Genomic DNA, 24,305 nt, shown 5'->3' with positions numbered 1-24,305 from the left:
TATGATACTTACCGACCTGCACTGTCCACGTATTTCCACCAGCGCCACTGGCCCGCAACTGTCGCGCATCGTCGCCGGCATGTGGCGGATGACGGAATGGGGCATGACGGTGGCGCAGCGGATCGGCTTCATCGAGCAGTGCATCGCGCTCGGCGTGACCAGCTTCGACCACGCCGACATCTACGGCAGCTACGGTGTCGAGGGCCTGTTCGGCGAAGCGCTGCGGGCCCAGCCGTCGCTGCGCGACCGCATCGAACTGGTCAGCAAATGCGGCATCAAGCTGGTGTCGCCGCAGCGCCCCGCCCATGCGATCCAGCACTACGACACCGGCGCGGAGCATATCGTCGCCTCGGTCGAAGAGTCGCTGCGCCAGCTGCACACCGACCGCCTCGACCTGCTGCTGATCCACCGGCCCGACCCGCTGATGGATTTCGACGAAATCGCCGAGGCGTTCGGCGCGCTGCGGGCAGCCGGCAAGGTGCTGCACTTCGGCGTGTCGAATTTCAGCCGCCACCAGTTCGAGGCCTTGAATCGCCGCATCACCTTGTCGACCAACCAGGTCGAGTTTTCACCGATGCACGTGGCGCCGATGTTCGACCAGACCTTCGACGGCCTGCAAGACCTGGCTGTGGCGCCGATGGTGTGGTCGCCGCTGGCCGGCGGGCGCCTGTTCAACGGCACCGATGGCGACGCCGAAAACCTGCGGCTGGTGATCAAGCAGATCGCCGACCGCATCGAGCAGCCGTTCGCCAGCGTGGTGTTCGGCTGGATTATGCAACTGCCAAGCCGGCCGATTCCCCTGACCGGCAGCGGCCGCATCGAGGCGATCCGGGTCGCCGTGGCCGGCACCGCCTTTGTGCTCAGCCGTACGGATTGGTTTACAATTCTTCGTGCGGCCCGGTCCCACGAGGTGGCTTGACGTGGAGCTTGCATGTCTGACAGCGCGCTGAAGATAGTCGACGGCACGGCGCTGAGCGCGGTGCAAAAGAAGGACCTGCTGAACCGGCTGGCGCGCATCGAGGGCCAGCTGCGCGGCGTACAGAAATTGATTGCCCAGGCGGCGCAGCCGTCCGACTGCGATGCGGTGGCCCAGCAAATGGCGGCCGCGCGCAAGGCGCTGGACCGTTCCTTTGTCCAGCTGCTGACGAACAGCATCGTCAACCAGAGCGAGAACGCGCAGGACCTTGCGGCAGCGCAGGCCAGCGCCAGCAGGCTGGCGGCGATGCTGGACAAGTTTGCGTGAACCATGCAAACCTTGTAAAAGTCAGTCTTCGTACACTACCGGCGCCGGCACCCCGCGCCAGCCTTGATGCCAAGCGATATTGAGCAGTAGCGTCACACTCACATACACAACAAAAAACAACGCGAAGTAGCGCGTCTGCAGCCAGGCCAGCAATGCCAGGTTGACGGCCAGCGCGACCCACAGCATGGTGCTTTTCGGCTGCTTGGAACTGGGAAAGCGCACCGTCGACACCATCAACGTGCCGACCGCAACCATCAGCGCCATCAGCAGGTAGGCCTGCAAGTTGCTCGTCAGCGGCGCCGGCCAGGCGATCACCACCGAGGCGACGCAGGCCGCGCCGGCGGTGATCGGCATGCCGACGAAGTAACGCGGGTCGGTGCGGCCGACGCTGACGTTGAAGCGCGCTAAGCGCAGCGCGCCGCAGGCGAGGAAAATGAAGCAGGCAACGCCGCCCATGCGCAGCAGCGTGGGCTGGCCCTGGCCCAGTTGGACGAAGCCGTAGCAGTACAGCAGCAAGCCCGGCGCGCAGCCGAAATTCATGACGTCGGCGATCGAATCGAGCTGCATGCCGAACTCGGACGAGGTACCGGTGGCGCGCGCGACAAAGCCGTCGAGGGCGTCGAAGATGCCGGCGAGCACCAGCAGGATCGCCGCCATCCGGAAGCCGGCCGGGTCGCCGACGTGGGCATTGTCGACCGACAGCACGATGCTGCCGAAGCCGCAGGCGATCGACAGCAAGGTCACCGAACTGGGCAATGCGAACTTGGCGCGCGCCATGCGCTGTTGGCGGGTAGGTTTCAAATGCTCGCTCGGTGGAAAGATGAATTATCTATTTTACAGCGCAGCCCGGAAATGGCGGCGCGGCCTGCTTTCAAGCAAATCTCACCAATTCTCAATATCCCCTAGAATCTGACGATCACAGGAATAACCTGCTAGCGAAAATCATCATGACTACTCCGAACCGTTCCACCACCCTCCTGGCCGCCCTGGCCACCGCATGGGCGCTGGCTGCCTGCGGCGGCGGCTCAAGCAGCACGCCGACGCCTGCCGCGCCGGCCCCGGTCGTCGCCTCGCCGGCGCCGATCGTCCTGCCGCCGACTACGCCGACGCCGACGCCGCCGCAAGCGGGCGCCCCCGCGTCGGTCGGCAACGTGGCAATCGACGGGCGCAACTGGATCAACTACCGGCGCGGCCAGATCGGCATGCCGGTCATGACGCAGAACACGCTGATCGACCGCGCCGCCCAGGCGCACTCCGATTACCAGCGCCTGAACGACGAGATCACCCACGACGAGGTGGCCGGCAAGCTGGGCTTCACGGGCGTGAAGATCCTGAATCGCCTGAACACGGCCGGCTATAACTTCGACCAGACCCGGAGCTATGCGTATGGCGAGGTCATCTCGGCGACCACCAACAATTCGGGCTTTTACATGGTGGACGAACTCATCACGGCGATTTACCACCGCTTCGTCATCTTCGAGCCGTCGTTCAAGGCAGTCGGCACGGGTTCCGGCACCACCGCGCGCAACTATACCTACTTCACCGCCAACTTTACCGCCAACGAAGGCTACGGCACCGGCATTGGCAACGGCAACCTGGTCACGTGGCCGTTCGCCGACCAGACTGGCGTGACGACCAACTTCTTCAGCGACTACGAGCAGCCCGATCCGGTGCCGGGCAAGAACGAAGTGGGCTATCCGATCAGCGTGCACGCCGACATCACCGCCAAGGTGACCGTGGGAACTTTCACGGTGCGTCCGCGCGGCGGCGCCGTGCTCGAAACACGGCTGCTGCAGCACGATGTCGACGCGCAAACGGCCGCTTCCGCCGCCGCCATCGTGCCGCTCGACCCGCTCAAGGCGACGACGACATACGACGTCAGCTTTATCGGCGCCGTCAATGGCAGCCGGGCGACGAAAAACTGGTCATTTACGACCAAGTAACGGCGATCTGCTATCGTTAGCGGCATGACAACAGCAAATTCGCTCCCGCCGGAAATCCACCACGACCCCAGCGTTCTCGACGTCGCCGACGGCCTGGCCCGCGTGATGGGCGACCGCGCGCTGTTCGCCCGCATGCTGCGCCGTTTTGCGGGCGATTACGACGCCAGCGTTGCGCCGATCGCCAGCGCCCTCGACAGCGGCGACCTGCGCCTGGCGCATCGCCTGGCCCACACCCTGAAAGGCGCCGCCGGCATGATCAGCGCGCACGTGCTGCACCGCCATGCGGGCCTGCTGGAACTGGCGCTGCGCAAGGGCGACCGCGCCACTGCCGCCGAGCTCGATGCGGTCGGCGCCGCGCTGGGCGCATTGCTGCCGGCGATCGACCGGCTGCTGGGCGGCAAAGCGGTGCAGGCCGCGCCCGCGGCGGCGGCGGCGTTGCCGTCGGACCTTTTGCTGGTGGCGCAACTGGCCGAACTGCTGGCCAACGGCGACGGCGCGGCGGTCGATTTGCTGGAGCAGTCAGGGACGGGACTGGCGGCGGCGCTCGGCCATGCGCGCTTTTGCGAGGTGGCGCTGGCGGCCAACGAGTTCGATTTCGAGGGCGCGCTCGAGGCGCTCAGGCAGGGTGGTGGCGCAGGGACGGCAGCAGCGGGAGGATAAGCGGTGGCCGGTCAGCCGGTGAACGCGGCTTCTTCGTCGAAACCGTCGGCGCACTCCTTGCCGCAGAAACGGCGCACGCTGTCGAGCGGCTTCTCGCAGTACCAGCAAGATCCCTTCGGCGGCAGGCTCTGGCGCGAACGTACCGGCAACAGCGACGGCGCGGCGGGCGCTTCGGCGCTCGCATCCTTTTCCGGCAAACTCTCTTGTACGGTTCCCAAGATTCCCCCTTAGCAAGCAGCAGGCCCTACGTGGTGTACAGCAAGATTACTTCAGTGGAATTTCACCAGGCATGAGATTGCTCAAGCAGGCCGTTTAACGGACCTTGACGCGGCAAGGGCTCCGTAAAAATACAAGTTACGCCGAATACACGGCCTCTGCAATGACGCGTTCGGCCTAGTTCAAGCGCTGTCGCAATGCGCCAACAGCGACCGCGCCGGCCGCAAAATCGCTTTACAAACCGTAATGAATTCCCACTCGCAAATCATAGCAGGATTGCGCATCAGCGCAGCGGCTCCATCGTCACCACCAGCGCGCTCGGCGTCGTAGTGATCCGGGTCGGCACGAACTGCACGCCGGCGTAGCGCAGGTCTTCCAGGCGGAAGGTGTAGACCGGCACCTCGCGCACCACTTTGCCAACCAGCACGCCGGCCACCTTGGCAAGCTGGCGCTGGCGCGCCTCGTCCATGCCGTCGATGACGAAGCGATCGACGCGCGTCTCGTCCATCAGCACCGCGCCGCGCTGGGCGTCGAGGTACAGCCGGCCCGACAGCGCCAGGCTGCCGATCCACGCCTGGCCGGTGAACGGCGGCGCGACAACCGCTTCCACACCGAGCGCGACGCGGTCGGCGCCGGGCAGCGACAGTTGCGGCCGGCTGAGCCGGATGTCGAGCAATTCGAGCACCCGGTTGTTCAGCGGGAAGCGCCGCTCGATGCCGTGCTGCAGCTTTTGCAGCGGGATTTCGACTGCGCGCGGGCCGATCAGGCTGGCGCACGAGGCCAGCATCAGGCACATCGCCAATGCCGCGCCGTCGCTGCAGCGCCGCCCCCATCCACCGTGTTGAAAGTTCCTCATCGTGTCGTCCTCGCTGCGCGCGCGTGTGTCGTGGAAAAATCGTAGCACATCAGGCCGCTTAAGCGACGCCGCGCGCCATTTTGGTCACAAAGTTGTCTGCGTTATCAGAAAAAATTGTCGATTTCTTTATTGAAATGTTACTATTCATAATCTAATGTTACGCTCCGAATCGCTTCGGCCACGCCGACACGGCCGCCCCGGCAATCTACCTGAGACCCCGATGAAATTGCTGATCAAACTTAACCTCGCGCTGGTGACGGCCTTCGGCGCGGGCCTGGCGCTGACGGGCTACCTGACCAACCAGGTGTTGCAGGAAAACGCCAAGCGCGAGGTGCTCAGCCACGCCAGCCTGATGATGGAAGCGGCGATGGCCGCGCGCAGCTACACCAGCAACGAGATCAAGCCGCTGCTGGCGGCGCGCCTGGAGAAAGACTTCCTGCCGCAGTCGGTGCCGTCGTACGCGGCCACCCAAAGCTTCGCCAAGCTGCAGGAGACGTACAAGAACTACAGCTACAAGGAAGCGACGCTGAACCCGACCAACCCGCGCGACCGCGTGGTCGAATGGGAAGCGGACGTGGTGCGCAACCTGCGCGACCATCCGGAGCTGAAGGAGATGGTCGGCGAACGCTCGACTCCGTCCGGCCAGTCGCTATTCCTGGCGCGGCCGATCCAGATCAAGGATGCGCAGTGCCTGGCCTGCCACAGCACGCCGGCGGCGGCGCCGGCCAGCATGCGCGCGCTGTACGGCGACGCCAACGGCTTCGGCTGGAAGCACAACGAAATCGTCGGCAGCCAGATCGTCTCGGTGCCGCTGCAGGTGCCGCTGGAAGAAGCGGCGCGCGCGCTGCGCCTGATCATGGGCGGCATGCTGGCCACCTTCGCCGCCATCCTGCTGGTGGTGAACCTGATCATCTACAAGATGCTGCTGCGCCCGATGGGCAGAATCGCCCGCATCGCCGATGCCGTCAGCGCCGGCCACACCGATGCCGAAGCCTTCGCCATCCGCGGCAACGACGAAATCGCGGTGCTCGGCAACGCCTTCAACCGGATGCGCCGCAGCCTCGAAAAAGCGATGACGCTGCTGGCGGCCTGACCGACATGGCGCACGACGTATTCCTCAGCCACTCGCACGTCGACAAGGTGTTTGCCGACGCGATCTGCCACAAGCTCGAAGCGGCCGGCACCCGCTGCTGGGTGGCGCCGCGCGACATCCGCCCGTCCGAAGACTGGGCCGAAGCGATCATCAACGCGATGGACACCGCGCGCGTGCTGGTGCTGGTGTTCTCGTCGAGCTCGAACTCGTCGCCGCAGGTGCGCCGCGAAGTCGAGCGCGCCGTCAGCAAGGGCCTGCACGTGCTGCCGTTTCGCATCGAGAACGTGCCGCTGTCGAAAAGCCTCGAATACTTCATCAGTACCCAGCACTGGCTCGACGCGCTCGACGGCGAACTCGATGTGCACCTCGGCCAGCTGCAGGACTGCATCGCCGTGCTGCTCGAAGCGCCGGCCGAGCCGCCGAAAACGATCGCGCCACGCGTCGTCGTTCCACTTGCCGCCTCGGCGCCGCTGCAGGCGCCGACAGCGACGGTTGCCCCGATCGAGCCGCAGGTGCTCGCCAGGCTGGAAGCGCTGCTGGCCCACGTGGTCGGGCCGATCGCCCGGCACCTGGTGCGGCGCGCGGCAGCCGGCGCGGCCGGCGCGCAGCAACTGGCGGCGACGCTGGCGCTGGAAATCGACGACGATGCCGAACGCAAGCAGTTCCTCGCGCGCTGCAAGGTCGCGCTGCCCTGAACGTTTCCATTTACCGCAATGGCGGCCGCGGACGGCCGCGCACCCCAGGGAACCTTGATGTCATCGACTGCCATACCGAGTCCAGCGGCGACGATCCGCTGCCACAGCGCCGGACGTTTGCGCGGCTTTCTGCGCAACCGCATCCTGCTGGCCGGCTGGCAGCCGCGCGCGCTGCCGGCCGCCGGCAGCGACGCGGTGGCGGCGCAGCAACTGGCCCACCTGGTCGGCCCTGCCGTGCTCGAGCCGATGAACGTTGCGCTCGACCACGCCGACCGTGAAGCGAGCCACGTCGGCGGCTGCGCGCGCGACGCCTACACCTTGCTGTACGCCTGCGCCGCTTTTGCGGTGCTGTTCGCCGCCTGCGGCGTGGCCGCCAGCGACAATCACCTGGTGCTCAACCTGCTGGTGCTGGCCGAACTGGTGATGCTGGTGGTGCTGCTGCTGACGTTTCGCAGCGCGCACCGCACCAACTGGCACGGCCGCTGGATGGCGCTGCGCTTCCACGTCGAATTTTTGCGCTGCCTGCCGATCACCGCGGCGACCCATCCCGATTCGCTGCATGCGCGCCAGGCGCGCGAAGACGGCAGCGCGGCGCCAGGCCTGCCGCTGTCGGACGCGCCGCACCTGGCCGCGCTGCGCAACCATCACGGCAAGGCGGCCGACGCCAGCGTCGCCGCGCAGGACGACGCCTTGCGCGCCGGCCGCGCGCGGCTGTACCTGCAACTGCGCGCTCACGCCGCGCTGGAGCCGGCAACGTATGCGGCGCGCGCCTTGACGTACGGGCGCGTGCTGGCCGGCCAGCAGCTGCGCTACCACTGCATCCGCGCGCAGCAGGAGCAGGCCATCGTCCACCGCGTGCATGCGCTGTCGATGGCGGCGTTCGGCCTGACCGTGGTGGCGGTGCTGGTCCACTTCTGCTGGCATTCGGCGCTGCTGACGATCATCTGCACCGGCGTGCCCGCCTTTGCGGCGTCGCTGCACGGCTTTCTCGCGCAGGAAGAATCGGAGCGCCTGGCCGCCAGCTTCAGCGCGATGGCCGTGCGGCTGCAAGGCTGGCTCGATCGGCCCGATCCCGCCGGGCTGGCGGCGATGCAGGAGCGGCTGGGCGAACTGGCCGAACTGCTGATGGGCGAGATGCAGGACTGGCACCGCCTGTTCGGCGACAAAGGCATGTACCACCTCGGCTAGCGAGGCGACGACGATGAGCAAGCCCCATCCCTACTCCAGCGCCGCCCCGTTCGTGGTGGCCGTCAGCGGCCACCGCGACCTGCATCCGGACGATGTCGCCGGCGCCGGCGATCGCCTGTACGAGACGCTGCAGCTGGTAGCCACCACGCTGCCCGACAGCGCGCTCGACTTCCTGTCGCCGCTGGCTGACGGCGCCGACCAGCTGTTTGCCGAACAGGTGCTGCGCCTGCGCGCGGCCAGCGCCACGCCGGCGCGCATCCGCCTGCTGGTGCCGCTGCCGATGCCGCTGGCGCGCTACTGTGCCGAGCAGGGACAAGGCGACGGCGACGCCTTCGCCGCGCGCATCGAGCCAGTGCTGGCGGCGGCCGATGGCGTGTACGAGATTCCCGCGATCGAGCTGGAAGCGAATGCGGCGCTCACGGCCGACAACCTGCCCTACGCGCAGCTGGAGCGCTACCTGGCCATCCACGCCCACCTGGTGATCGCGCTGTGGGATGGCGACGCCACGGCCGTAGCGGCGCCGGGCGGCACGCTCGACATGGTGCAATCGCTGGTGCGCGGTTTCGACCGCCGCGCCGATTCGGGCAGCGCCGGCCGGCTGGCGCTGCCCGAATTCGGGCGCGCGCTGCATGTGCCGGTGCGCCGCGCGAGGCAGCATACGCCGATGGCGTCCGATGCGCTGCGCGTGCTTGCAGGCGGCGGCGATCCGCGCGGCTGCATACTGGCGGCCGGCGCCGAACTCGACACCCTGAATCGCCGCCACCGCGCCGCGCTCGCCGGCGACGCCGCCGGCTACGGCGCACGGCTGGCCGCGGTGCGCACCGGTTTCCTGTCCAGCCTCGGCGCCGCCGACGCTGCATGCGACCCGGCGCTGGCAGCGCTGGCGCGCAGCTTCGCGGTGGCCGACGTGCAGGCCGAAGTAGCCAAGCGCAGCTGGCGCCTGAGCTGGATCGTCATCGCGCTCGGCGCCGTGCTGGCTGCCTCGTCCTCGCTGCTGCGGCTGATCAGCGACGACTACGGCGAACTGATCGAAACGCTCAGCTACGGCGGCGGCGCCGCCATCGCCGTCGGCACCTATTTGTGGGTCGGGCGGGCCGGGCGCCGCAACGCCTACCTGGGCTACCGGGCGCTGGCCGAAGGGTTGCGCGTGCAGATGTACTGGCTCGCCGCCGGCAGCAAGGCGCTCGTCACCGACCACTATCTCGTCAAGCAGAGAGCCGACGCCGGCTGGGTGCGCGACGCGCTCGATGCACTGACCTGCCGGCCGGCCGTGCTGGCAATGCCGCCGGCGCGCGTTGCCCGCGGCTGGATCGATGCCCAGCTGTCCTATCTGGAGGGCCCGAACATCGCGCGCCGGCGCCGCCAGCAGCGCCTGGAAGCGGCCTGGGGCCAGCAGCTGCTGGTCGGCGGGCTGGTTTGCGCGCTGGTTGGCGCGCTGGTTAGCGTCGTCCTGCTCCTGGCCGGCCTGGGCAGAAACGCGCTGGTGATGCTGGCGCTGATCATCGCCATGAAGCTGCTGACCGACACCGGCGCGGCCTGGCTTTCGTTCAACGGCAAGATGGCGCATGCCGAGAACCTGCGCCAGGCCGCGCACTTGCGCGCCGTCTACCAGCGCGCCGACCAGGCGCTGCAAGCGATCGAGCGTGATGGCGGCGACCCGGCCGACCTGCTCATGGCATTGGGCAAGGAAATCCTTGAGGAAAACGCCAACTGGCTGCGGCTGTATCTCGAGCGGCGCATCGCGTGGCACGGAAAATGAGCGGCTGAGCCGACCACATCCACGCGGGGTCAGTGCCGACATCCGGACACGGCCTCAAGCGATGCTTACTGCACACTGCTCAATACGGCTTTTTGTGGATCGGCCGACAAATCGCCTTCCATCACCAGGACGCGGCTCGCCGTCACGGCCTTGTTGTTCAAGCTGTTGCTGACGTCGCGCATTGGCCCGATCGCAGTGCCGTTGGCCATGCCCATCGGATTGGTTTTGAAACTGGCTACCGGGGCAGCCTGGCCAGTGACGAACACGCTGTACACTGTCTGTGGCTTAAGCTTGAACAACGATACTTCCAGCGAGTCCACCACACCCAGGTTGCGGGCCACAATGAAGCCTTTGGCATCGCCGGCAGCCGGTTTCAGCGCGATGTTGACAGGCTCGCTGCTGGCGCGCGGGACCAGGTTGCTCGTGCCTTCGCCGCGCGGGACGGCGTTCGAGACGTACACCAGTGCCTGCGGTGCTTGCCCGACCGGCACGCGCGCAATCACCTTGTCGGTGGCGCTGTCGATAACATCGACCGCGTCGCCGTTTTCCAGTCCCACATACAAACGGCTACCGTCATCGGAGGCCCAGATGCCGTGCGGCAGCGCACCGGTCGGGATCGTCGCCACCAGCGTTGGCGTGGCGTCGGTGGTGTAGACCTTGACGACATTCTCGCCGCCGATCGTCACGTACGCACGGGTACCCGCTGCAGTTTTCGCGAACGCCAAGTGATTGGTAATGAAACCGGTATCGATGACGCCCTTCACTTCCAGACTGGCAGTATCGATGCGCGTCACTTTTCCGACATCCTTGTGCGTCATCCACATTTCCTTGAAGTCTGGAGTGAACTGCAAGAACGGTGAGAACGGGCTGACGACCTTCACGCGCTTGACGACTTTGTGCGACTTCATCTCGATGACGTCGACCACCGGGTTGAAGCTGGACACGACGAATGCCAGCTTGCCGTTGGGAAGGAACTGCACCATGCCGGGGCCGGCGGTGGTCTCGATCCGTTTTTTCTCTTTGAAAGTGACCGGGTCGATCACCGAGATGTAATCCTCGCCACGTACCACGGCCCACACTTCGCGTCCATCCGCAGTAAAGAAGCCCTCGTGGGGCGAACGCCCGATGTAGGTGGTGCCCTTGACCTTGTTGGTCGCCGTATCGATGAAGGCCACCGAGTTCGATCCGTTTGAAATCGCAATCAAGGTTTTATGGTCGGGCGAAAAGCCCAGGCCGTGCACATTGATTTCGCCCTTGTACAGCGGGGACAATACGTCAGGGCGCTGGTTGCCCAGTTTGATTTGGCCGAGCAGCATGTTCGTCGCCGGGTTGATTACCGAAACCGTATTGGTATTCTGGTCGGCGGTATAGACGCGATCTTGCGGGCCAGGCGCGGCAGACGCCGAGGCGGCGAGCCAGCTGCCGACCGCAAGGGTGACAACAAATTCACGGATTGGCATGTTCATTCTTTCTTGAGGGTCGAAAAGGGTGCTGCTTTGATCCGAGGCGCCTGGTACCGCTGAAGCCATGCTTGCATGACCTTGATTTCGTTTTGCTGTTCGGTGATGATGCCCTGCGCGACGTTGCTCAATTCGGCATCGCTGGTGTAGAGCAGCAGCGCCTTCGCCATGTCAATCGCGCCCTGGTGGTGCGGAATCATCATCGTTACAAAATCATGTTCCGAAACGCCATTCATTGGCGCGCGCTTCATGCCGTCGTCCATGACAGCCATCGCATCTCCCATCAAGCCGGCGAACGGTTTGGCCGTGCTGGCGATGAATACCGGCGCCTTCCCGGGCGCAATAGTACGGTGCTGGTGGTGCTGGTCCTGCCCGAATGCGCTGCCACCGAAAGTGCAGGCTAAAACGAGGGATGTCACGGTAAAACCGTGCGGGACGGCGCGGCTCATATTCAAGATGGTTTCTCCAATTGTTCATACACGGCGGTGGCGACGCGGGCGAGTTCACCCTTGTTGATACCGGCGGACAACGCATAGCCAAATTTCCCGTCAATCCAATAAAACACATTCACCGGTCCCTCTTGGGCGAAGCGAAACCCGGTGTCCTTGTTGTGCGATTGATCGGTCGAGACATACACGGTCAGGCGCTGCCCGGCCTTATTGTGATACATGAACTGGGCCACTGCGCCTTGGGCGCCCGGCAGCAGGCGCCCGCCAATCAGTTCGTAGCCGAGCTCGCCCAACCGGGGCGGGCGAATTGTGCTGCCTAGTCGTTTCGACAGCCAGGCGACCAGTTGTACTTCCTGGTCGGCGCCGATTTCGACCGGCCGCGTCACTTCGGGACTGTAGACCACGTGGGCGACTGCGGCCTGGTGCGCCAGGCTGGTCGCATACAGCGCTGGTCTGGCCTTGGCGTCATCGATTTGAACGCGCTGGACGTCCCCTGCGGCGAAGCCGTGCAACGACCACCCGGCGCCGCCGCTCACCAGCGCTATCGCAAAGCCAGCCACCAGCCGCTGCCATTGCCGTGCTTGTCTTTTCGGCGCCGTCAAACGGCTCGGCACCAGTTCGTCCAGCACAGGATTGAACAGCGCGCCCAGTGCACTGTTCTGCGCTGCATACGCGCGCAGTCGCTCCGCCTCATCCGGGCGTTGCGCCAAATATCGTTCAACCTCAGCCCGCCGCGCGTCCGGAAGCTTGTTGTCGACATACGCGTGCAGATCAGCTTCCGTAATGGGCATCGTATTCATTTGACCACCTTCAACGCCGCCACGCAGGGCAGGCCTTCCATGTTCGCGCGCATTTTTTCCCGCGCGCGCGACAGGCGCGACATGACAGTCCCGATTGGTATCTTGAGTGCCTGCGCCACTTCGTCGTAGCTCAATTCTTCCAGCGCCACCAGAAGCAGGATCTCGCGCTGTTCCTCGGGCAACGCGCGCAAGGCCGTTTCGATGTCGCGCAGTTCCAGACCACGCGAAGGACTACCGTGTGTCGCAGCCATTGGCGTCTCCTCGCTCAGCGATTCAGTAGCGAGCGAGGGACGCCTTACCTGATCGATACGCACGTTATGCATGATGCTGAACAGCCAAGCCCGCATGTCGCTACCGCCGTGCCACCCGGCCAATCCTGCCCACCCGCGTTCTACCGTATCCTGAACAAGATCGTCAGCCCCGGCACGGTCGCCGACCAGCGCGCGCGCGTAGCGGCGCAGGCGGGGAATACAGGTTAGCAGCTGATCGCGCGGCTCGGGCATGGCGGCGGTCATTTGAGGCTGGCCGCAGTATCAGTAAGCCATGGCAGCCAGTTTCGGATCGATCTGCCAGATTTCATTGACCAGTTTGCCGTCGCGATAAGTCAGCACATAGTGCACTTTCACTTGCGTTTTACCATCGAACTGTACCTTGGCGACAATCGTCGCCCCCTTAGGATTCGCCGATTCTTCCAACGCCAGCACGGTCACGCGCGCCGGCCCAACCGCCTTGCCGAATTTTTCCCAAGTAGCGCGAATGGCACTGTCACCAGCGTACACGCCGTCGAGCGGGCCACCGACCCAGGTCAGTTGTGGATTTTCTGCGTAACCACGCATGATGATCGACGTGTCCCCGCCACCGATGGCAGCGAAGCGAACCTGGGCGGCGTCGCTGACCGGGCTGGCGAACGCGAAGCCGATAGAGGCCAGTGAGAGTATCGCGGCGAAGGTGACCTGTATCATGAGATTGTCCTGGTTAGGTGGGGCGAATCGAAAAGTGACGTTGCTACCGAGGTGAACGGATCTGCCGTCACTTTATTCCCCAATATTGGAAATATATTTTTTTGCAGTCTGAAGTCCAGACGAATCCGGCGGCGACGACGTCACGCGCCTGATCTCCTCAGCCGGGAGCCAGGGTGGCGCCAATCCACCGGAAATGGGTGGCGCCTGAGTGCCGAAAGCGATATTTGCTGAGCGTGCACTGCTCAGGGATGCACCTGATTGCGCCCCGCGTTCTTGGCGGCATACACTGAAGCGTCCGCAGTGGCGAGCAGATCGCCCACAGTCTGGTTGGGCGCTAACGTTGCAACACCGATCGATACCGTAACCTGTACCGTCGGGGCTCGCAGAAGGGGTAACTGTGCCACGCCAAGACGCAAACGCTCGGCCACTTCCCGCGCTTCCCCCAGGGTGGTGCCGGGCAGGACAATGACAAACTCTTCGCCCCCAAAACGCGCGCAGAAATCCGTCGGGCGCAAATAATCGCTGACCCTTTGGGAGAAGGCACGCAGGACGTCGTCGCCGGTCATGTGACCGAATCCATCGTTGATCGTTTTGAAGAAATCGATGTCCAGCATCAGGATGGAAAAAGATCTTCCGCTGGAAATGTACAGCTCCGCTTGCCGTTTGAGGACGTCGTCCAGTGCCCTGCGGTTGCCTTGCCCAGTCAGCGCATCGGTAGCCGCGTCCAGTTCAACCTTTTGCAGTGCCAAATGTAATTGCTCAGCAAGCAAGGCATTGGCGTGCTGCAACCTGATGCCTTCCAGCAGGCGTTTAGCTATTTCGCGCGTGTGGTAGGCGATTAACGCAACAAAAACGGTCAACCCGGCTGCAAAATCCGTCGCACTCTTCCGGTCAGCGACGTGCAGCAACAGGCCGAAGACCGACACTGCCAAGATCGTGCCAATTTGTCGATAGTAGGCCACCGCGTAGGTGCCATAAGCTTGTGCATTGATCGCGATAACGCCACACAGCAGCGCCATTAGCGTAGCGTCCAGGATGGCGGCGTGTCCCATCAGAAACCAGGCCATCAGTCCCCAGGCAAGTCCATCCAGTACGGCGACCCAATGGATGCGCGCGCGATGGCGTTCAAAACTCGAGCCTTCGCGGATTACGACTTGCAACGCCCACAGGCTGAACGTCCATACAACAGCAGCCGTACCCACCCAAAGCACAATGGAAGTTTGGGGGACAGTGCCCCAACAAAACCATACCGCAAGCAGCCAGCCGACAGGAGTGGCATTCAGCGCACGGCGCAGCGTAATCACACATTCCGAAAAACCTGTTGCATTCGCAACGGCTCGGTCAGCTACGCTTCCAGGCAGAAGGGGCTTCATACCGTCCATGTGTACGGATACAGCGCTCGAATTGACGCCGCGACGGTGTCTACCTCGCCATCCCGGAACAGCTCCACAGTGCCATGGCCTGAGCGGTTTAAAAAGATGTCCGTGCGCACTAAACGTATCCCTGTGGAAATATCTCATTATAGACGACAGAAAAAATCGCGCATCATCAACGCCGCTTCATGCCATGCACAGGAGACGGTATTTTCTGCCGTGGTTGTATCGCCTGATCGTCAAATTGACAGTCGCGCCGACTTTCCCGGCTGCACGTCGAGCACGCACAGCGTACCCAGCGGCACGCCATCCGAGGTCTTCAACAGGGCTCCCGCATGGAACCGCAGGCCTGGGGCACCCGTGACCAGTCGTTACTCTTCTCGGACTGGTGCATTTCTGGACCGCGTTTCTTGTCCTTGTTCTTCGTGGACGGCGGCGCCGCGATCAAGGTGGCATCGACAATCGTCCCTTCACGCATCATCAAACCCTGCAGCAACGGAAAAGTACAAGTGCAAAATCCTGCTCGGGCCTTGAGTGACCGATATACATCCCGCGCAGTGTTTTACGAAAGCCGCTGGCAAAGCGCTTCGACTGGGTATAGAATCAGCGCTGCCGAACCACGGCAAACGCTAGGGGTCCTGCAAGTCGCGAAGGCGATGCGCGGGTGAGATACACCCTCTGAACCTGATCTGGATAATGCCAGCGAAGGGAAGCATAGTGACACCGGCCGCGCGCCGTTTCCCTACACTCCTTTGCTGGCTCCTGCTCAATTTATCGAGAAGCTATTTAGGAGCCACATGAACGCCATCACCCCGAAATTCCTGTCCGCTACCGCCGTTGTGGACGAAGCCGCAATTCGTCCCTTGCCCATGTCGCGCAAAATCTACGTCGAGGGCAGCCGACCCGATATCCGCGTGCCGATGCGCGAAATTAGCCAGTCTGATACAGCCGACTCGTTCGGCGGCGAGAAGAACCCGCCGATCTACGTCTACGATACTTCCGGCCCATACACGGACCTGGACGTCGCCATCGACATCCGCTCCGGGCTGCCGTGCCCGCGCACCCCATGGATCGACGAGCGCGGCGACACCGACGAGCTGCCTGGCCCGACCTCAGCCTACGGCATCGAACGGCTCGCCGATCCGGAGCTCGCCGCGTTGCGTTTCAACTTGCATCGCAAGCCGCGCCGTGCGAAGACCGGCACCAACGTCAGCCAGATGCACTACGCGCGCCGCGGCATCGTCACCCCGGAGATGGAGTTTGTCGCCATCCGCGAGAACATGCGCCGCAAGCAATACTTGGCGGAACTGCAGGCGTCGGGCCCGATGGGCAACCGCCTGGCCGACCTGATGGGGCGCCAGCATCCCGGCCAGTCGTTCGGCGCAAGCATCCCGGCCGAAATCACGGCAGAATTTGTACGCGAGGAAGTCGCCCGCGGTCGCGCCATCATCCCCGCCAACATCAACCATCCAGAAGTCGAGCCGATGATCATCGGCCGCAATTTCCTCGTCAAGATCAATGCCAACATCGGCAATTCGGCGGTGACCTCGTCGATCGGTGAGGAAGTTGAGAAGATGACCTGGGCGATCCGCTGGGGCGGCGACAACGTCATGGACCTCTCGACCGGCAAACATATTCACGAGACGCGCGAATGGGTGATCCGCAACAGCCCGGTGCCGATCGGGACGGTGCCGATCTACCAGGCGCTCGAGAAGGTTAACGGCAAGGCCGAGGACTTGACCTGGGAGATCTACCGCGACACGCTGATCGAACAGGCAGAGCAGGGCGTCGACTACTTTACGATCCATGCCGGCGTGCTGCTGCGATACGTGCCGATGACGGCCAAGCGGCTGACCGGCATCGTCTCACGCGGCGGCTCGATCATGGCCAAGTGGTGCCTGGCGCATCATGAAGAGTCGTTCCTGTACACGCACTTCGAAGACATCTGCGAAATCATGAAGGCCTACGACGTTTCGTTCAGCCTCGGTGACGGTCTGCGTCCAGGGTCAATCTACGACGCGAACGACGAAGCGCAGTTGGCAGAGCTGAAGACACTCGGCGAACTGACCCAGATCGCCTGGAAGCACGATGTACAGGTAATGATCGAAGGTCCAGGCCATGTGCCGCTGCACATGATCAAGGAAAACATGGACCTGCAACTGGAGCAGTGCGGCGAGGCGCCGTTCTACACGCTCGGGCCGCTGACAACTGACATCGCACCCGGCTACGACCACATCACGTCGGGCATCGGCGCGGCCACCATCGGTTGGTATGGCACCGCGATGCTTTGCTACGTCACGCCGAAGGAACACCTGGGTTTGCCGAACAAGGCGGACGTCAAGGACGGCATCATCACATACAAGATTGCGGCGCACGCGGCCGATCTGGCCAAGGGCCATCCTGGCGCACAGATTCGCGACAACGCACTGTCGAAGGCGCGATTCGAATTCCGCTGGGACGACCAGTTCAACATCGGTCTCGATCCGGACAAGGCGCGCGAATTCCACGACGAGACGCTGCCGAAAGACTCGGCCAAGGTTGCGCACTTCTGTTCCATGTGTGGTCCGCATTTCTGTTCGATGAAAATCACCCAGGAAGTGCGCGAATACGCCGCCAAACAGGGAATTTCCGAAATCGCAGCCCTGAAACAGGGCATGGAAGTGAAATCGGTTGAATTCGTCAAACGGGGCGCTGAAATCTACCAGAAGCAATGAGGTGATCGGATGACGCAGATTATTCTGAATGGCGCCCCCCACGAGGTCGCATCGGGAGCAACGCTCGCCGATCTGATCGAAGCGTTAACACTGTCGCAACAGGCGCTGGCCCTGGCGGTCAACCGCACCGTCGTCCCGCGCCAGCAATGGCGCGAGCGTGGCCTGCAGGCTGGCGACCAGGTCGATCTGGTGCACGCCATCGGCGGCGGCTGACCACATACGAAAGAGATGAGATGAATGCATCAACCGAAGCACTGACAATCGCTGGCAAGACCTATCGATCGCGCCTGCTGGTCGGCAGCGGCAAGTACCGTGATTTGGCGCAGACGCGCGAAGCGACCGATGCGGCCGGCGCAGAGATCATCACGGTGGCGATCCGCCGCGTCAACATCGGCCAGGATCCGAACGCGCCGAGCCTGCTCGACGTACTGCCGCCGTCGCGGTACACGATACTGCCCAACACCGCCGGCTGCTACACGGCGGACGATGCGGTCTACACACTGCAGATGGCGCGCGAGCTGCTCAACGGCCACAAGCTGGTCAAGCTCGAAGTGCTGGGAGATGAGAAGTCGCTGTTCCCACATATGCCGGAAACGCTGGTCGCTGCCGAAAGACTGGTGAAGGATGGTTTCGATGTCATGGTGTACTGCAGCGACGATCCGATTCAGGCAAGGTTGCTCGAACAGATCGGATGCGTCGCGGTGATGCCGCTGGCGTCCCTGATCGGCTCGGGGATGGGTATCCTCAATCCATGGAACCTGTCGCTGATCATCGAGCAGGCCAACGTCCCTGTGCTGGTGGACGCCGGCGTCGGAACGGCGTCGGATGCGGCCATTGCGATGGAGCTCGGCTGTGACGGCGTGCTCATGAACAGTGCGATCGCCGGCGCGCGCGATCCGGTGCGCATGGCCCGCGCGATGCGCTTGTCAGTGGAGGCCGGCCGCGAGGCTTACTTGGCCGGGCGCATCCCAAGAAGGTTCTCGGCATCGCCGTCATCGCCGATGGCGGGGCGCATCACATGACATCGAGGCCGACCGTGCTGGTCTTCGCCGGCGCGGACCCGAGTGGCGGGGCCGGGATCGCCGCCGACATCCTCGCGATCGGGGCGCAGGGAGCACATGCGCTGCCGGTGATCACTGCGCTCACCGTGCAGGACAACGACCGCGTGTATGAAGTGCTGCCGGTCGACAGCGACGTTCTGCGCCGCCAGGTTGTGGCACTGATGAACAAGGTGACGATCCACGCAGTAAAACTGGGCATTCCGGGCAAGCGCGCCAACGCCGAAGCGATTGCCGAGCTGATTGGCCAGCTTCGCCGCATCCAGCCAAACCTGCCGGTGGTGCTCGACCCGGTGCTCGCCAGCGGCGCCGGCGACAGGCTGACGCGCATCGACGCGCTCGGTCCGCTGATGTCTCTGGCAACCGTCGTCGTGCCCAACCTGCCGGAAGCGAGCGCCTTGTGCACCGAAGGCGACTCTGTAATCGCTCAGGCTGCCAGCCTCCTGGCGCGCGGCTGCGGCAATGTGCTGATCACCGGGGGCCACGCCGAGGGCGCGCTGGTCACCAACCGCTGGTTCAGCAACGCCGGCGAACGCATCTGGAGCTGGCCGCGTTTGCCCGGCACGTTTCACGGCAGCGGCTGCACGCTCGCTTCCGCCATTGCGGGCCGGCTGGCACTCGGCGACCAGATGGAGCAGGCGCTCGAGACCGCGCAGCGCTTCTGCCACCGCGCGCTGGAAACGTCGTTCACCATCGCCGATGGCCAGCGCATTCCGCTGCGCTGCAATTTCACTATCGAGAGGAATTCATGAAAGGGCTATATCTTGTCACGCCCAGTTGGGACGACACCGCCGCGATGGTGGACGCCACCGGTCATGCATTGCGCCTCGGCGCGGCGGTGGTCCAGTATCGCCACAAGAGCGCCAGCCCGGAACTTCGGCTGGCTCAGGCGAGCCAGTTGCTGGCGCTCTGCCGAAGCCATGCGGTGCCGTTCATAATCAACGACTTCGTTGACCTGTGCCTTGAGCTTGACGCCGACGGCGTTCACGTGGGCGGTACCGACGCGTCCGTGGCCGAGGCGCGCAAGCTGCTCGGCGCCGGAAAAATCTTGGGCGCATCGTGCTACGGCGACAGGCAGCTTGCGCTCGACGCCGCCGCCAATGGGGCAAGCTATGTCGCTTTCGGCGGCTTCTACCCGTCGAAAGTAAAGCAATATCCGGTGACCACAGCGGCCGATATCGTCAACTGGGCGAAAGCCGAAATCGCCCTGCCGTGCGTGGTGATCGGCGGGATGACGCCGGCAAACGCTGCGCCACTGGTCGCGCGCGGCGCTGATATGGTCGCTGCGATCAGCAGCGTGTACGGGGCGCCGTCGATCGAGCTCGCGATGCACGAATTTGCGCAGCTTTTCGTGAAATGACGCCATGAAAGTCATTGTGTTGGGTGCTGGCGTGATTGGTACGGCATCGGCGTGGTATTTGCGCCAGTCGGGGCACGAAGTGACGGTGCTGGAACGCCAGGGTGGTCCGGCGCTTGAGACCAGTTTTGCCAACGGATGCCAGATTTCGGTCTCACACGCGCAACCATGGGCCAATCCGGCTACCTTGCTGAAAATCCTGCGCGACCTTGGCCGCGCCGACGCGCCGCTCCTGTTTCGGCTGCGCGCGGATCCACGTCAGTGGCGCTGGTGCATGCAGTTCGTCCGCGAGTGCCTGCCAACCCGGGTGGCCGCCAACCTCTGCCAGATCGTCGCTATCGCTGACTACAGCCGGCGCAGCCTGATCGCCTTGCGCGCCGAGCTCGGAATTGAATACGATAACCTGGCGCGCGGCCTGCTGCATTTTTATACTGATCAACGAGAATTCGATAAGGCCGTCCACGCCGCGTCGGCGATGCGCGATCTGGGCTGCTTGCGCAAGACGATCGACGCCGACGCGGTGGTGCGCATCGAACCTGCGCTGGCTGGCGTGCGGGCTAAGCTCGTGGGCGGCGATTTCACTGACAGCGACGAATCCGGTGATGTCTACAAATTCACATCTATCCTGGCCTGCAAGGGCGAGACTGCAGGAATCGAGTTCTGCTACAACACAACTGCCACCCGCCTGATAAGCGAAGGTGACGCTGTAAGCGGCGTCGAGATCATCGATGGCGACGGAAGGCATCGGCTGTTGCGCGCCGATGCTTTCGTCATCGCGCTCGGCAGCTTTTCGACGGCACTGCTCGCACCCCTGGGTATTCGGCTCGATATCTATCCCGGCAAGGGCTATTCGGCGACATATCCGATCATCGATCCAGATGCCGCGCCGACGGTATCGCTCACCGACGATGGCCACAAGCTGGTGATGTCGCGGCTCGGATCGCGTCTTCGCGTGGCAGGCACCTGCGAGCTGAACGGCTATTCGCGGGCGCTCAATTCAATCCGGTGCGACGCGATCACGCGGCGCGTGCAGGCGCTGTTCCCCCATGCCTGCGATTACAACAGCGTCGCCTACTGGGCCGGCTTACGGCCGCTGACACCGTCCAACGTGCCATACATCGGCAAGACGCGCTACCCGAATTTGTACCTGAACACCGGACACGGCACACTCGGCTGGACGATGGCGTGCGGATCGGGTCGCGCGCTTGCCGATATTGTCTCGGGCTGCCGGCCGGAAGTGGACTTTGCATTCGCAGGCATGAAATAGCAGTCTCGCGCAACTCCCGTCGTATTGTAGTTTGGCCGTTCCATCCTGGTCAGCGCGTGATCAAACCGGGGAGTCCGCTCCGCCTGGCGTATTGGACTGCAAGCGTGAGAGTGCGCGCTTAAGCGTTCCAGGCAGGTCAGCGATCCATCAACCCCAGACTGTTCAGGGAGTCACGCCGCTGGTTGAATCCGGGGCATGCAAATCCTTCATATTCCACGGCAGGAGCGCCGCGACGTCATCCAGCTGTGGATGCGATTGGAACAGCCTGGAAGGTGAGCTATTTTCCGATGCAAAACCTGCCGAAGATCACGCCCAGCAAATCGTCCGACGAAAACGCGCCGGTGATGCTCGACAGCTGCGCCTGCGCCAGCCGCAGCTCCTCGGCGAACAGGTCGAGCGACTGATCGCTTTGCGCCGCGTGCGCGGCCGCCAGGTCCAGATGCTGGCGCGCCGCCCGCAGTGCGATCAGGTGCCGTTCGCGCGCCAGATAAAGCGATTCGCCGGTCTGCTGCCAGCCGGCGATGCGCAGCAGTTCGGCGCGCAGCAGGTCGATGCCGTCGTGCTCGTGCGCCGACAGGTAGACGTTGACCGCATCGGCGGCCTCGTCGACCGCCGGCCTGTGGCCCGACAGGTCGATCTTGTTCCAGATCCGCAGTACCGGCACGCCGTCCGGGAAGGCCGCGACGATATGCTCGTCGGCGCCGGTCGGCCCGTAGCTGGCGTCGAGCAGGTGCAAGATGACGTCGGCCTTGCCGACTTCGCCCCAGGTGCGTGAGATGCCGATGCGCTCGACCTCGTCGACCGCGTCGTCGATGGTGCGAATGCCGGCCGTGTCGATGATGTGCAGCGGGATGCCTTCGATCTGGATCGTCTCGCTGACCTTGTCGCGCGTGGTGCCGGCGATCGGCGTGACGATGGCGACGTCGGCGCCGGCCAGGGCGTTCAGCAAGGACGACTTGCCGACGTTCGGCTGCCCCACCAGCACCACGTTGAGGCCCTCGCGCAGCAGCGCGCCTTGCGCCGCCTGCCTGAACACCTTGTCGAGCGAATCGATGATGACGGCCAGCTGGCCGCGTGCGTCCGATTTTTCGAGGAAGTCGATTTCTTCTTCCGGGAAGTCGAGCGTGGCTTCGACCAGCATGCGCAGGTTGATGGTCAGCTCGACGAGCGTGTGGATGGTTTTCGAAAAGGCGCCGGACAGCGACTGCGACGCCGACTTCGCGGCCGCCTCGGTGGAGGCGTCGATCAGGTCGGCCACCGCTTCGGCCTGGGCCAGATCGAGCTTGTCGTTGAGGTAGGCGCGGCGGGTGAATTCGCCCGGTTCGGCCAGGCGCACGCCGGCCGCGGCGCCGGCTTCGAGCACGCGCGCGAGCAGCATCTGCAGCACCACCGGGCCGCCGTGGCCCTGCAGTTCGAGGACGTCTTCGCCGGTGTACGAATGCGGGCCGTTGAACAAGATGGCCAGGCCCTGGTCGATGACGGCGCCGTCGGCGGCCTTGAAGTCGGTGTAGGTAGCATGGCGCGGTTTGAGTGCGGCGTGCGGGAACAGCGCGGCGATCAGCGGCGCGAGATCCTTGCCGGAGGCGCGCACGACGCCGATGCCGCCGCGGCCCGGTGCGGTGGCGATGGCGGCGATGGGGGAGGAGTTAAGTTGCATAGGAGGATTGTACCTCCTTCCCGCCCTATTCCAGAGCGCTGCCCGGCCCAACCGGACAAGCGTGGCGGGGGGCTCTCAACTGTCAGCCAGGCGGTTTTGCGCGGGGTTGATCTCAGCCTGGCATCTGCTTGACCAGATGTCGGACCATCAGGGCAAGCGCGAGCACCCCAACCAGCAAAGCGCCCCACAGGACGGCGGTGCGGCCGCGCGCGGATATACCGGCCACGTTCGCTTCGCTCATCGCCGGTCTGGCTGCGCTCTGCTGGCGGATCGCCCCGACTGTCGCGTGCTCGAGGGCGGACAATTCGGCCGCGCCGAAGCCCGGCGCGACGCTGGACTGCCGCACTGCGGCACCTGGGGCGGCGTCGCGCCCAATGGCGAGGCTGTATGGTTTTTTGCCACCGGTGAGGAACACGATACTGGCCGGTTGCCACGAGATGCGCACGCTGGGTGCGGGTGAAAGTTCGACGCTGGGCCGTACCACCCACTCGCCGACGTGGCTGTCGCCAATCGCCACGTCGCCGGAGGTACGGATCTTTCCGCCCTGAGTCAGGCGGAAGAAAGTGGCCCGGAAGGCAGGCTGGAAGTCCCATCGCTTCGACTGGCCCTGCTTGACGGCGGGCAGTTCGACATAGCGTCCCACCAGCGCAGGCACGACGACGTTCGCATCGATGAATTGCAGCCCGAACGAATGGACCGGTATCGCCGGCGCGGCGCGGTAGACAATGTCACTTCCCGACCTTCCAGGCTGCGGCGCCAGAATCATCGAATCAACGACGCGCGCGGCGTCAGAGCGCGAGTGCCGCTCTGCCAGGACCTTCGAAAACAGCAGCGGCGTGCCTTCGCGCCAGCTGAGCCGCGCGTAGCGGAACGCCTGTGCATCGAATTCGATGCGATCGCTCGACAGAGCCTTGGTATCGGCATTGGTCATCCAGCTGACGACCGATTCGCCCAAGTTCTCCCACTGTTTCAGGTCGTCACTGACTTCCAGCCTGATGCGCGCCGTGTAGTTGTCCACATTGGGCGGCAAGGTCAGGCGCAGCGACGCGATCTCGGTCGGTGGCGCTCCGGCCGCCTCCTCGGCGCGGGTGTCGAGGACGAGCGCCGCCAGTTTGCTGTTACCGACGGCGCGACCGTTCTGACTGCGTGCGTTCACCGACACGAGCGTGCCGTCCGCGGAGGTACGAATGTCGAGCGAAGGCTGGTGCTTGCCTTCGGCTTCGGCCATGACAGGAAAGATCGACACCGGCGTGCTCTTGACGCTGACGAGAGCCTGACTGCCGCGATCCAGAAAAGCGAATGGAACGGGCTTGCCGTCGCGGTCGAAAACCCGAAGGTCGGCCAGGTCCGTGGCACGCGCCGATTGGTAGATTTCTTTCGGCAGGCGCAATTGCACCAGCGATTCCTTACCGCTGAAGGCCAATTCCATCGTATGCGTGTAGCGCGCCGGCGCGTCGGCCTGGCCGGCACCGGCAGGCGCCGCTTGCGCCAGCGGCGGCATGCACGCCAGCGCGAGGGCGAACGCCCCACTGTTCATTCCTGATTTGCTCATCGT

The 24,305-nt window shown here is 64.2% G+C and carries 25 protein-coding genes, 1 pseudogene and 1 riboswitch; of the genes and pseudogenes, 14 read left to right on the top strand and 12 right to left on the bottom strand.

What is annotated here, in order from left to right; all coding sequences use genetic code 11:
• Position 1: 1 nt before the first annotated feature.
• A complete protein-coding gene (locus ACP7DD_RS20655; RefSeq protein WP_426176707.1) occupies positions 2–919 on the top strand; it encodes an aldo/keto reductase in 918 nt (305 codons plus the stop codon).
• Between the two features lie 12 nt (positions 920–931).
• Positions 932–1,243, top strand: a complete 312-nt coding sequence (locus tag ACP7DD_RS20650; protein ID WP_426176706.1) for a metal-sensitive transcriptional regulator — start codon at positions 932–934, stop codon at positions 1,241–1,243.
• 21 nt (positions 1,244–1,264) lie between these two features.
• Here the strand turns inward: ACP7DD_RS20650 and pssA are convergent, their stop codons facing one another.
• The gene (pssA, locus tag ACP7DD_RS20645; RefSeq protein WP_426176722.1) at positions 1,265–2,020 is read right to left on the bottom strand and encodes a CDP-diacylglycerol--serine O-phosphatidyltransferase; all 756 of its coding nucleotides are present in this window, start codon (positions 2,018–2,020) and stop codon (positions 1,265–1,267) included.
• Positions 2,021–2,190: 170 nt separating this feature from the next.
• Between pssA and ACP7DD_RS20640 the strand changes: the two genes are divergently transcribed.
• Complete coding sequence (locus ACP7DD_RS20640; RefSeq protein WP_426176704.1) at positions 2,191–3,186, top strand: CAP domain-containing protein; 996 nt, start codon at positions 2,191–2,193, stop codon at positions 3,184–3,186.
• A 24-nt stretch (positions 3,187–3,210) separates the two neighbouring features.
• Positions 3,211–3,846 carry an Hpt domain-containing protein gene (locus ACP7DD_RS20635; RefSeq protein ID WP_426176703.1) on the top strand — a complete coding sequence of 212 codons (636 nt, stop codon included), beginning with the start codon at positions 3,211–3,213 and terminating at the stop codon, positions 3,844–3,846.
• 11 nt (positions 3,847–3,857) lie between these two features.
• On the opposite strand, the gene ACP7DD_RS20630 is transcribed toward ACP7DD_RS20635, so the two are convergent.
• Both ACP7DD_RS20630 and ACP7DD_RS20625 read right to left on the bottom strand, forming a co-directional pair.
• A complete protein-coding gene (locus tag ACP7DD_RS20630; protein WP_426176701.1) occupies positions 3,858–4,064 on the bottom strand; it encodes a hypothetical protein in 207 nt (68 codons plus the stop codon).
• Positions 4,065–4,345: 281 nt separating this feature from the next.
• Entirely contained in the window at positions 4,346–4,918 is a 573-nt protein-coding gene (locus ACP7DD_RS20625; protein WP_426176699.1) for a DUF1439 domain-containing protein, read from the bottom strand.
• Between the two features lie 220 nt (positions 4,919–5,138).
• Here ACP7DD_RS20625 and ACP7DD_RS20620 point away from each other — a divergent pair, with 220 nt between their 5' ends.
• From ACP7DD_RS20620 to ACP7DD_RS20605, 4 genes are read left to right on the top strand one after another with little or no spacing between them, the layout of a single operon-like run.
• Positions 5,139–6,011, top strand: a complete 873-nt coding sequence (locus ACP7DD_RS20620; RefSeq protein WP_426176698.1) for a c-type heme family protein — start codon at positions 5,139–5,141, stop codon at positions 6,009–6,011.
• 5 nt (positions 6,012–6,016) lie between these two features.
• Positions 6,017–6,706, top strand: coding sequence for a toll/interleukin-1 receptor domain-containing protein (locus ACP7DD_RS20615; RefSeq protein WP_426176696.1), 690 nt, complete (start codon positions 6,017–6,019; stop codon positions 6,704–6,706).
• Positions 6,707–6,763: 57 nt separating this feature from the next.
• Positions 6,764–7,894: a hypothetical protein gene (locus ACP7DD_RS20610; protein ID WP_426176695.1), complete on the top strand. Its 1,131-nt coding sequence runs from the start codon at positions 6,764–6,766 to the stop codon at positions 7,892–7,894.
• 13 nt (positions 7,895–7,907) lie between these two features.
• Positions 7,908–9,653, top strand: coding sequence for a hypothetical protein (locus ACP7DD_RS20605; protein ID WP_426176693.1), 1,746 nt, complete (start codon positions 7,908–7,910; stop codon positions 9,651–9,653).
• A 65-nt stretch (positions 9,654–9,718) separates the two neighbouring features.
• Here the strand turns inward: ACP7DD_RS20605 and ACP7DD_RS20600 are convergent, their stop codons facing one another.
• From ACP7DD_RS20600 to ACP7DD_RS20570, 7 genes and pseudogenes are all read right to left on the bottom strand, one after another.
• Positions 9,719–11,113 (bottom strand): YncE family protein, encoded by a 1,395-nt coding sequence (locus tag ACP7DD_RS20600; protein WP_426176721.1) that lies wholly within the window; start codon positions 11,111–11,113, stop codon positions 9,719–9,721.
• Positions 11,114–11,115: 2 nt separating this feature from the next.
• The gene (locus ACP7DD_RS20595; RefSeq protein WP_426176720.1) at positions 11,116–11,562 is read right to left on the bottom strand and encodes a DUF305 domain-containing protein; all 447 of its coding nucleotides are present in this window, start codon (positions 11,560–11,562) and stop codon (positions 11,116–11,118) included.
• Between the two features lie 2 nt (positions 11,563–11,564).
• Positions 11,565–12,362 carry an anti-sigma factor family protein gene (locus ACP7DD_RS20590; RefSeq protein ID WP_426176692.1) on the bottom strand — a complete coding sequence of 266 codons (798 nt, stop codon included), beginning with the start codon at positions 12,360–12,362 and terminating at the stop codon, positions 11,565–11,567.
• Entirely contained in the window at positions 12,359–12,865 is a 507-nt protein-coding gene (locus ACP7DD_RS20585; protein ID WP_426176719.1) for an RNA polymerase sigma factor, read from the bottom strand. Before ACP7DD_RS20585 ends, ACP7DD_RS20590 begins: the two co-directional genes overlap by 4 nt.
• A 30-nt stretch (positions 12,866–12,895) precedes the next feature.
• The gene (locus ACP7DD_RS20580) at positions 12,896–13,324 is read right to left on the bottom strand and encodes a nuclear transport factor 2 family protein (protein WP_426176691.1); all 429 of its coding nucleotides are present in this window, start codon (positions 13,322–13,324) and stop codon (positions 12,896–12,898) included.
• Between the two features lie 242 nt (positions 13,325–13,566).
• Positions 13,567–14,697, bottom strand: coding sequence for a diguanylate cyclase (locus tag ACP7DD_RS20575; protein WP_426176689.1), 1,131 nt, complete (start codon positions 14,695–14,697; stop codon positions 13,567–13,569).
• Between the two features lie 364 nt (positions 14,698–15,061).
• Positions 15,062–15,187, bottom strand: a pseudogene (locus tag ACP7DD_RS20570) (IS5/IS1182 family transposase); the annotation flags it as partial.
• A gap of 131 nt (positions 15,188–15,318) precedes the next feature.
• A riboswitch (TPP riboswitch) is annotated at positions 15,319–15,425 on the top strand.
• A 69-nt stretch (positions 15,426–15,494) separates the two neighbouring features.
• On the opposite strand from ACP7DD_RS20570, the gene thiC reads away from it, so the two are divergent.
• Genes thiC through ACP7DD_RS20540 form a run of 6 tightly spaced genes read left to right on the top strand, consistent with a single transcriptional unit; the run spans position 15,495 to position 21,093 of the window.
• Complete coding sequence (gene thiC / locus ACP7DD_RS20565) at positions 15,495–17,411, top strand: phosphomethylpyrimidine synthase ThiC (protein WP_426176687.1); 1,917 nt, start codon at positions 15,495–15,497, stop codon at positions 17,409–17,411.
• Between the two features lie 9 nt (positions 17,412–17,420).
• Positions 17,421–17,624, top strand: coding sequence for a sulfur carrier protein ThiS (gene thiS / locus ACP7DD_RS20560; protein WP_426176686.1), 204 nt, complete (start codon positions 17,421–17,423; stop codon positions 17,622–17,624).
• A 20-nt stretch (positions 17,625–17,644) separates the two neighbouring features.
• Positions 17,645–18,433 carry a thiazole synthase gene (locus ACP7DD_RS20555; protein ID WP_426176685.1) on the top strand — a complete coding sequence of 263 codons (789 nt, stop codon included), beginning with the start codon at positions 17,645–17,647 and terminating at the stop codon, positions 18,431–18,433.
• A complete protein-coding gene (gene thiD / locus ACP7DD_RS20550) occupies positions 18,430–19,221 on the top strand; it encodes a bifunctional hydroxymethylpyrimidine kinase/phosphomethylpyrimidine kinase (RefSeq protein ID WP_426176683.1) in 792 nt (263 codons plus the stop codon). The genes ACP7DD_RS20555 and thiD overlap by 4 nt, the downstream gene beginning before the upstream one ends.
• Positions 19,218–19,829 (top strand): thiamine phosphate synthase, encoded by a 612-nt coding sequence (thiE, locus tag ACP7DD_RS20545; protein ID WP_426176681.1) that lies wholly within the window; start codon positions 19,218–19,220, stop codon positions 19,827–19,829. The genes thiD and thiE overlap by 4 nt, the downstream gene beginning before the upstream one ends.
• Before the next feature lie 4 nt (positions 19,830–19,833).
• Positions 19,834–21,093 (top strand): D-amino acid dehydrogenase, encoded by a 1,260-nt coding sequence (locus ACP7DD_RS20540; protein WP_426176679.1) that lies wholly within the window; start codon positions 19,834–19,836, stop codon positions 21,091–21,093.
• Positions 21,094–21,370: 277 nt separating this feature from the next.
• On the opposite strand, the gene mnmE is transcribed toward ACP7DD_RS20540, so the two are convergent.
• Both mnmE and ACP7DD_RS20530 read right to left on the bottom strand, forming a co-directional pair.
• Positions 21,371–22,750, bottom strand: coding sequence for a tRNA uridine-5-carboxymethylaminomethyl(34) synthesis GTPase MnmE (gene mnmE / locus ACP7DD_RS20535; protein ID WP_426176678.1), 1,380 nt, complete (start codon positions 22,748–22,750; stop codon positions 21,371–21,373).
• A gap of 112 nt (positions 22,751–22,862) precedes the next feature.
• Positions 22,863–24,302, bottom strand: coding sequence for a DUF3999 family protein (locus ACP7DD_RS20530; protein ID WP_426176676.1), 1,440 nt, complete (start codon positions 24,300–24,302; stop codon positions 22,863–22,865).
• Positions 24,303–24,305 lie beyond the last annotated feature (3 nt).

Origin of the sequence: Massilia sp. TWR1-2-2, from assembly GCF_049897565.1 — a bacterium.
In the GTDB taxonomy this organism is placed as follows: domain Bacteria; phylum Pseudomonadota; class Gammaproteobacteria; order Burkholderiales; family Burkholderiaceae_D; genus JAFCUW01.
The sequence above is the reverse complement of the archived record's forward strand: the minus strand, read 5'-3'. Positions and strand labels throughout refer to the sequence as shown.

Coding starts and splice junctions, on each gene's coding strand:
- ACP7DD_RS20635 (WP_426176703.1), top strand. CDS start 3,211: ATGACAACAGCAAATTCGCTCCCGCCGGAAATCCACCACGACCCCAGC.
- ACP7DD_RS20650 (WP_426176706.1), top strand. CDS start 932: ATGTCTGACAGCGCGCTGAAGATAGTCGACGGCACGGCGCTGAGCGCG.
- ACP7DD_RS20625 (WP_426176699.1), bottom strand. CDS start 4,918: ATGAGGAACTTTCAACACGGTGGATGGGGGCGGCGCTGCAGCGACGGC.
- ACP7DD_RS20640 (WP_426176704.1), top strand. CDS start 2,191: ATGACTACTCCGAACCGTTCCACCACCCTCCTGGCCGCCCTGGCCACC.
- thiS (WP_426176686.1), top strand. CDS start 17,421: ATGACGCAGATTATTCTGAATGGCGCCCCCCACGAGGTCGCATCGGGA.
- pssA (WP_426176722.1), bottom strand. CDS start 2,020: ATGGCGCGCGCCAAGTTCGCATTGCCCAGTTCGGTGACCTTGCTGTCG.
- ACP7DD_RS20600 (WP_426176721.1), bottom strand. CDS start 11,113: ATGCCAATCCGTGAATTTGTTGTCACCCTTGCGGTCGGCAGCTGGCTC.
- ACP7DD_RS20655 (WP_426176707.1), top strand. CDS start 2: ATGATACTTACCGACCTGCACTGTCCACGTATTTCCACCAGCGCCACT.
- thiE (WP_426176681.1), top strand. CDS start 19,218: ATGAAAGGGCTATATCTTGTCACGCCCAGTTGGGACGACACCGCCGCG.
- thiC (WP_426176687.1), top strand. CDS start 15,495: ATGAACGCCATCACCCCGAAATTCCTGTCCGCTACCGCCGTTGTGGAC.
- ACP7DD_RS20580 (WP_426176691.1), bottom strand. CDS start 13,324: ATGATACAGGTCACCTTCGCCGCGATACTCTCACTGGCCTCTATCGGC.
- ACP7DD_RS20575 (WP_426176689.1), bottom strand. CDS start 14,697: ATGAAGCCCCTTCTGCCTGGAAGCGTAGCTGACCGAGCCGTTGCGAAT.
- ACP7DD_RS20595 (WP_426176720.1), bottom strand. CDS start 11,562: ATGAGCCGCGCCGTCCCGCACGGTTTTACCGTGACATCCCTCGTTTTA.
- ACP7DD_RS20615 (WP_426176696.1), top strand. CDS start 6,017: ATGGCGCACGACGTATTCCTCAGCCACTCGCACGTCGACAAGGTGTTT.
- mnmE (WP_426176678.1), bottom strand. CDS start 22,750: ATGCAACTTAACTCCTCCCCCATCGCCGCCATCGCCACCGCACCGGGC.
- ACP7DD_RS20555 (WP_426176685.1), top strand. CDS start 17,645: ATGAATGCATCAACCGAAGCACTGACAATCGCTGGCAAGACCTATCGA.
- ACP7DD_RS20620 (WP_426176698.1), top strand. CDS start 5,139: ATGAAATTGCTGATCAAACTTAACCTCGCGCTGGTGACGGCCTTCGGC.
- ACP7DD_RS20590 (WP_426176692.1), bottom strand. CDS start 12,362: ATGAATACGATGCCCATTACGGAAGCTGATCTGCACGCGTATGTCGAC.
- ACP7DD_RS20585 (WP_426176719.1), bottom strand. CDS start 12,865: ATGCCCGAGCCGCGCGATCAGCTGCTAACCTGTATTCCCCGCCTGCGC.
- thiD (WP_426176683.1), top strand. CDS start 18,430: ATGACATCGAGGCCGACCGTGCTGGTCTTCGCCGGCGCGGACCCGAGT.
- ACP7DD_RS20540 (WP_426176679.1), top strand. CDS start 19,834: ATGAAAGTCATTGTGTTGGGTGCTGGCGTGATTGGTACGGCATCGGCG.
- ACP7DD_RS20530 (WP_426176676.1), bottom strand. CDS start 24,302: ATGAGCAAATCAGGAATGAACAGTGGGGCGTTCGCCCTCGCGCTGGCG.
- ACP7DD_RS20610 (WP_426176695.1), top strand. CDS start 6,764: ATGTCATCGACTGCCATACCGAGTCCAGCGGCGACGATCCGCTGCCAC.
- ACP7DD_RS20605 (WP_426176693.1), top strand. CDS start 7,908: ATGAGCAAGCCCCATCCCTACTCCAGCGCCGCCCCGTTCGTGGTGGCC.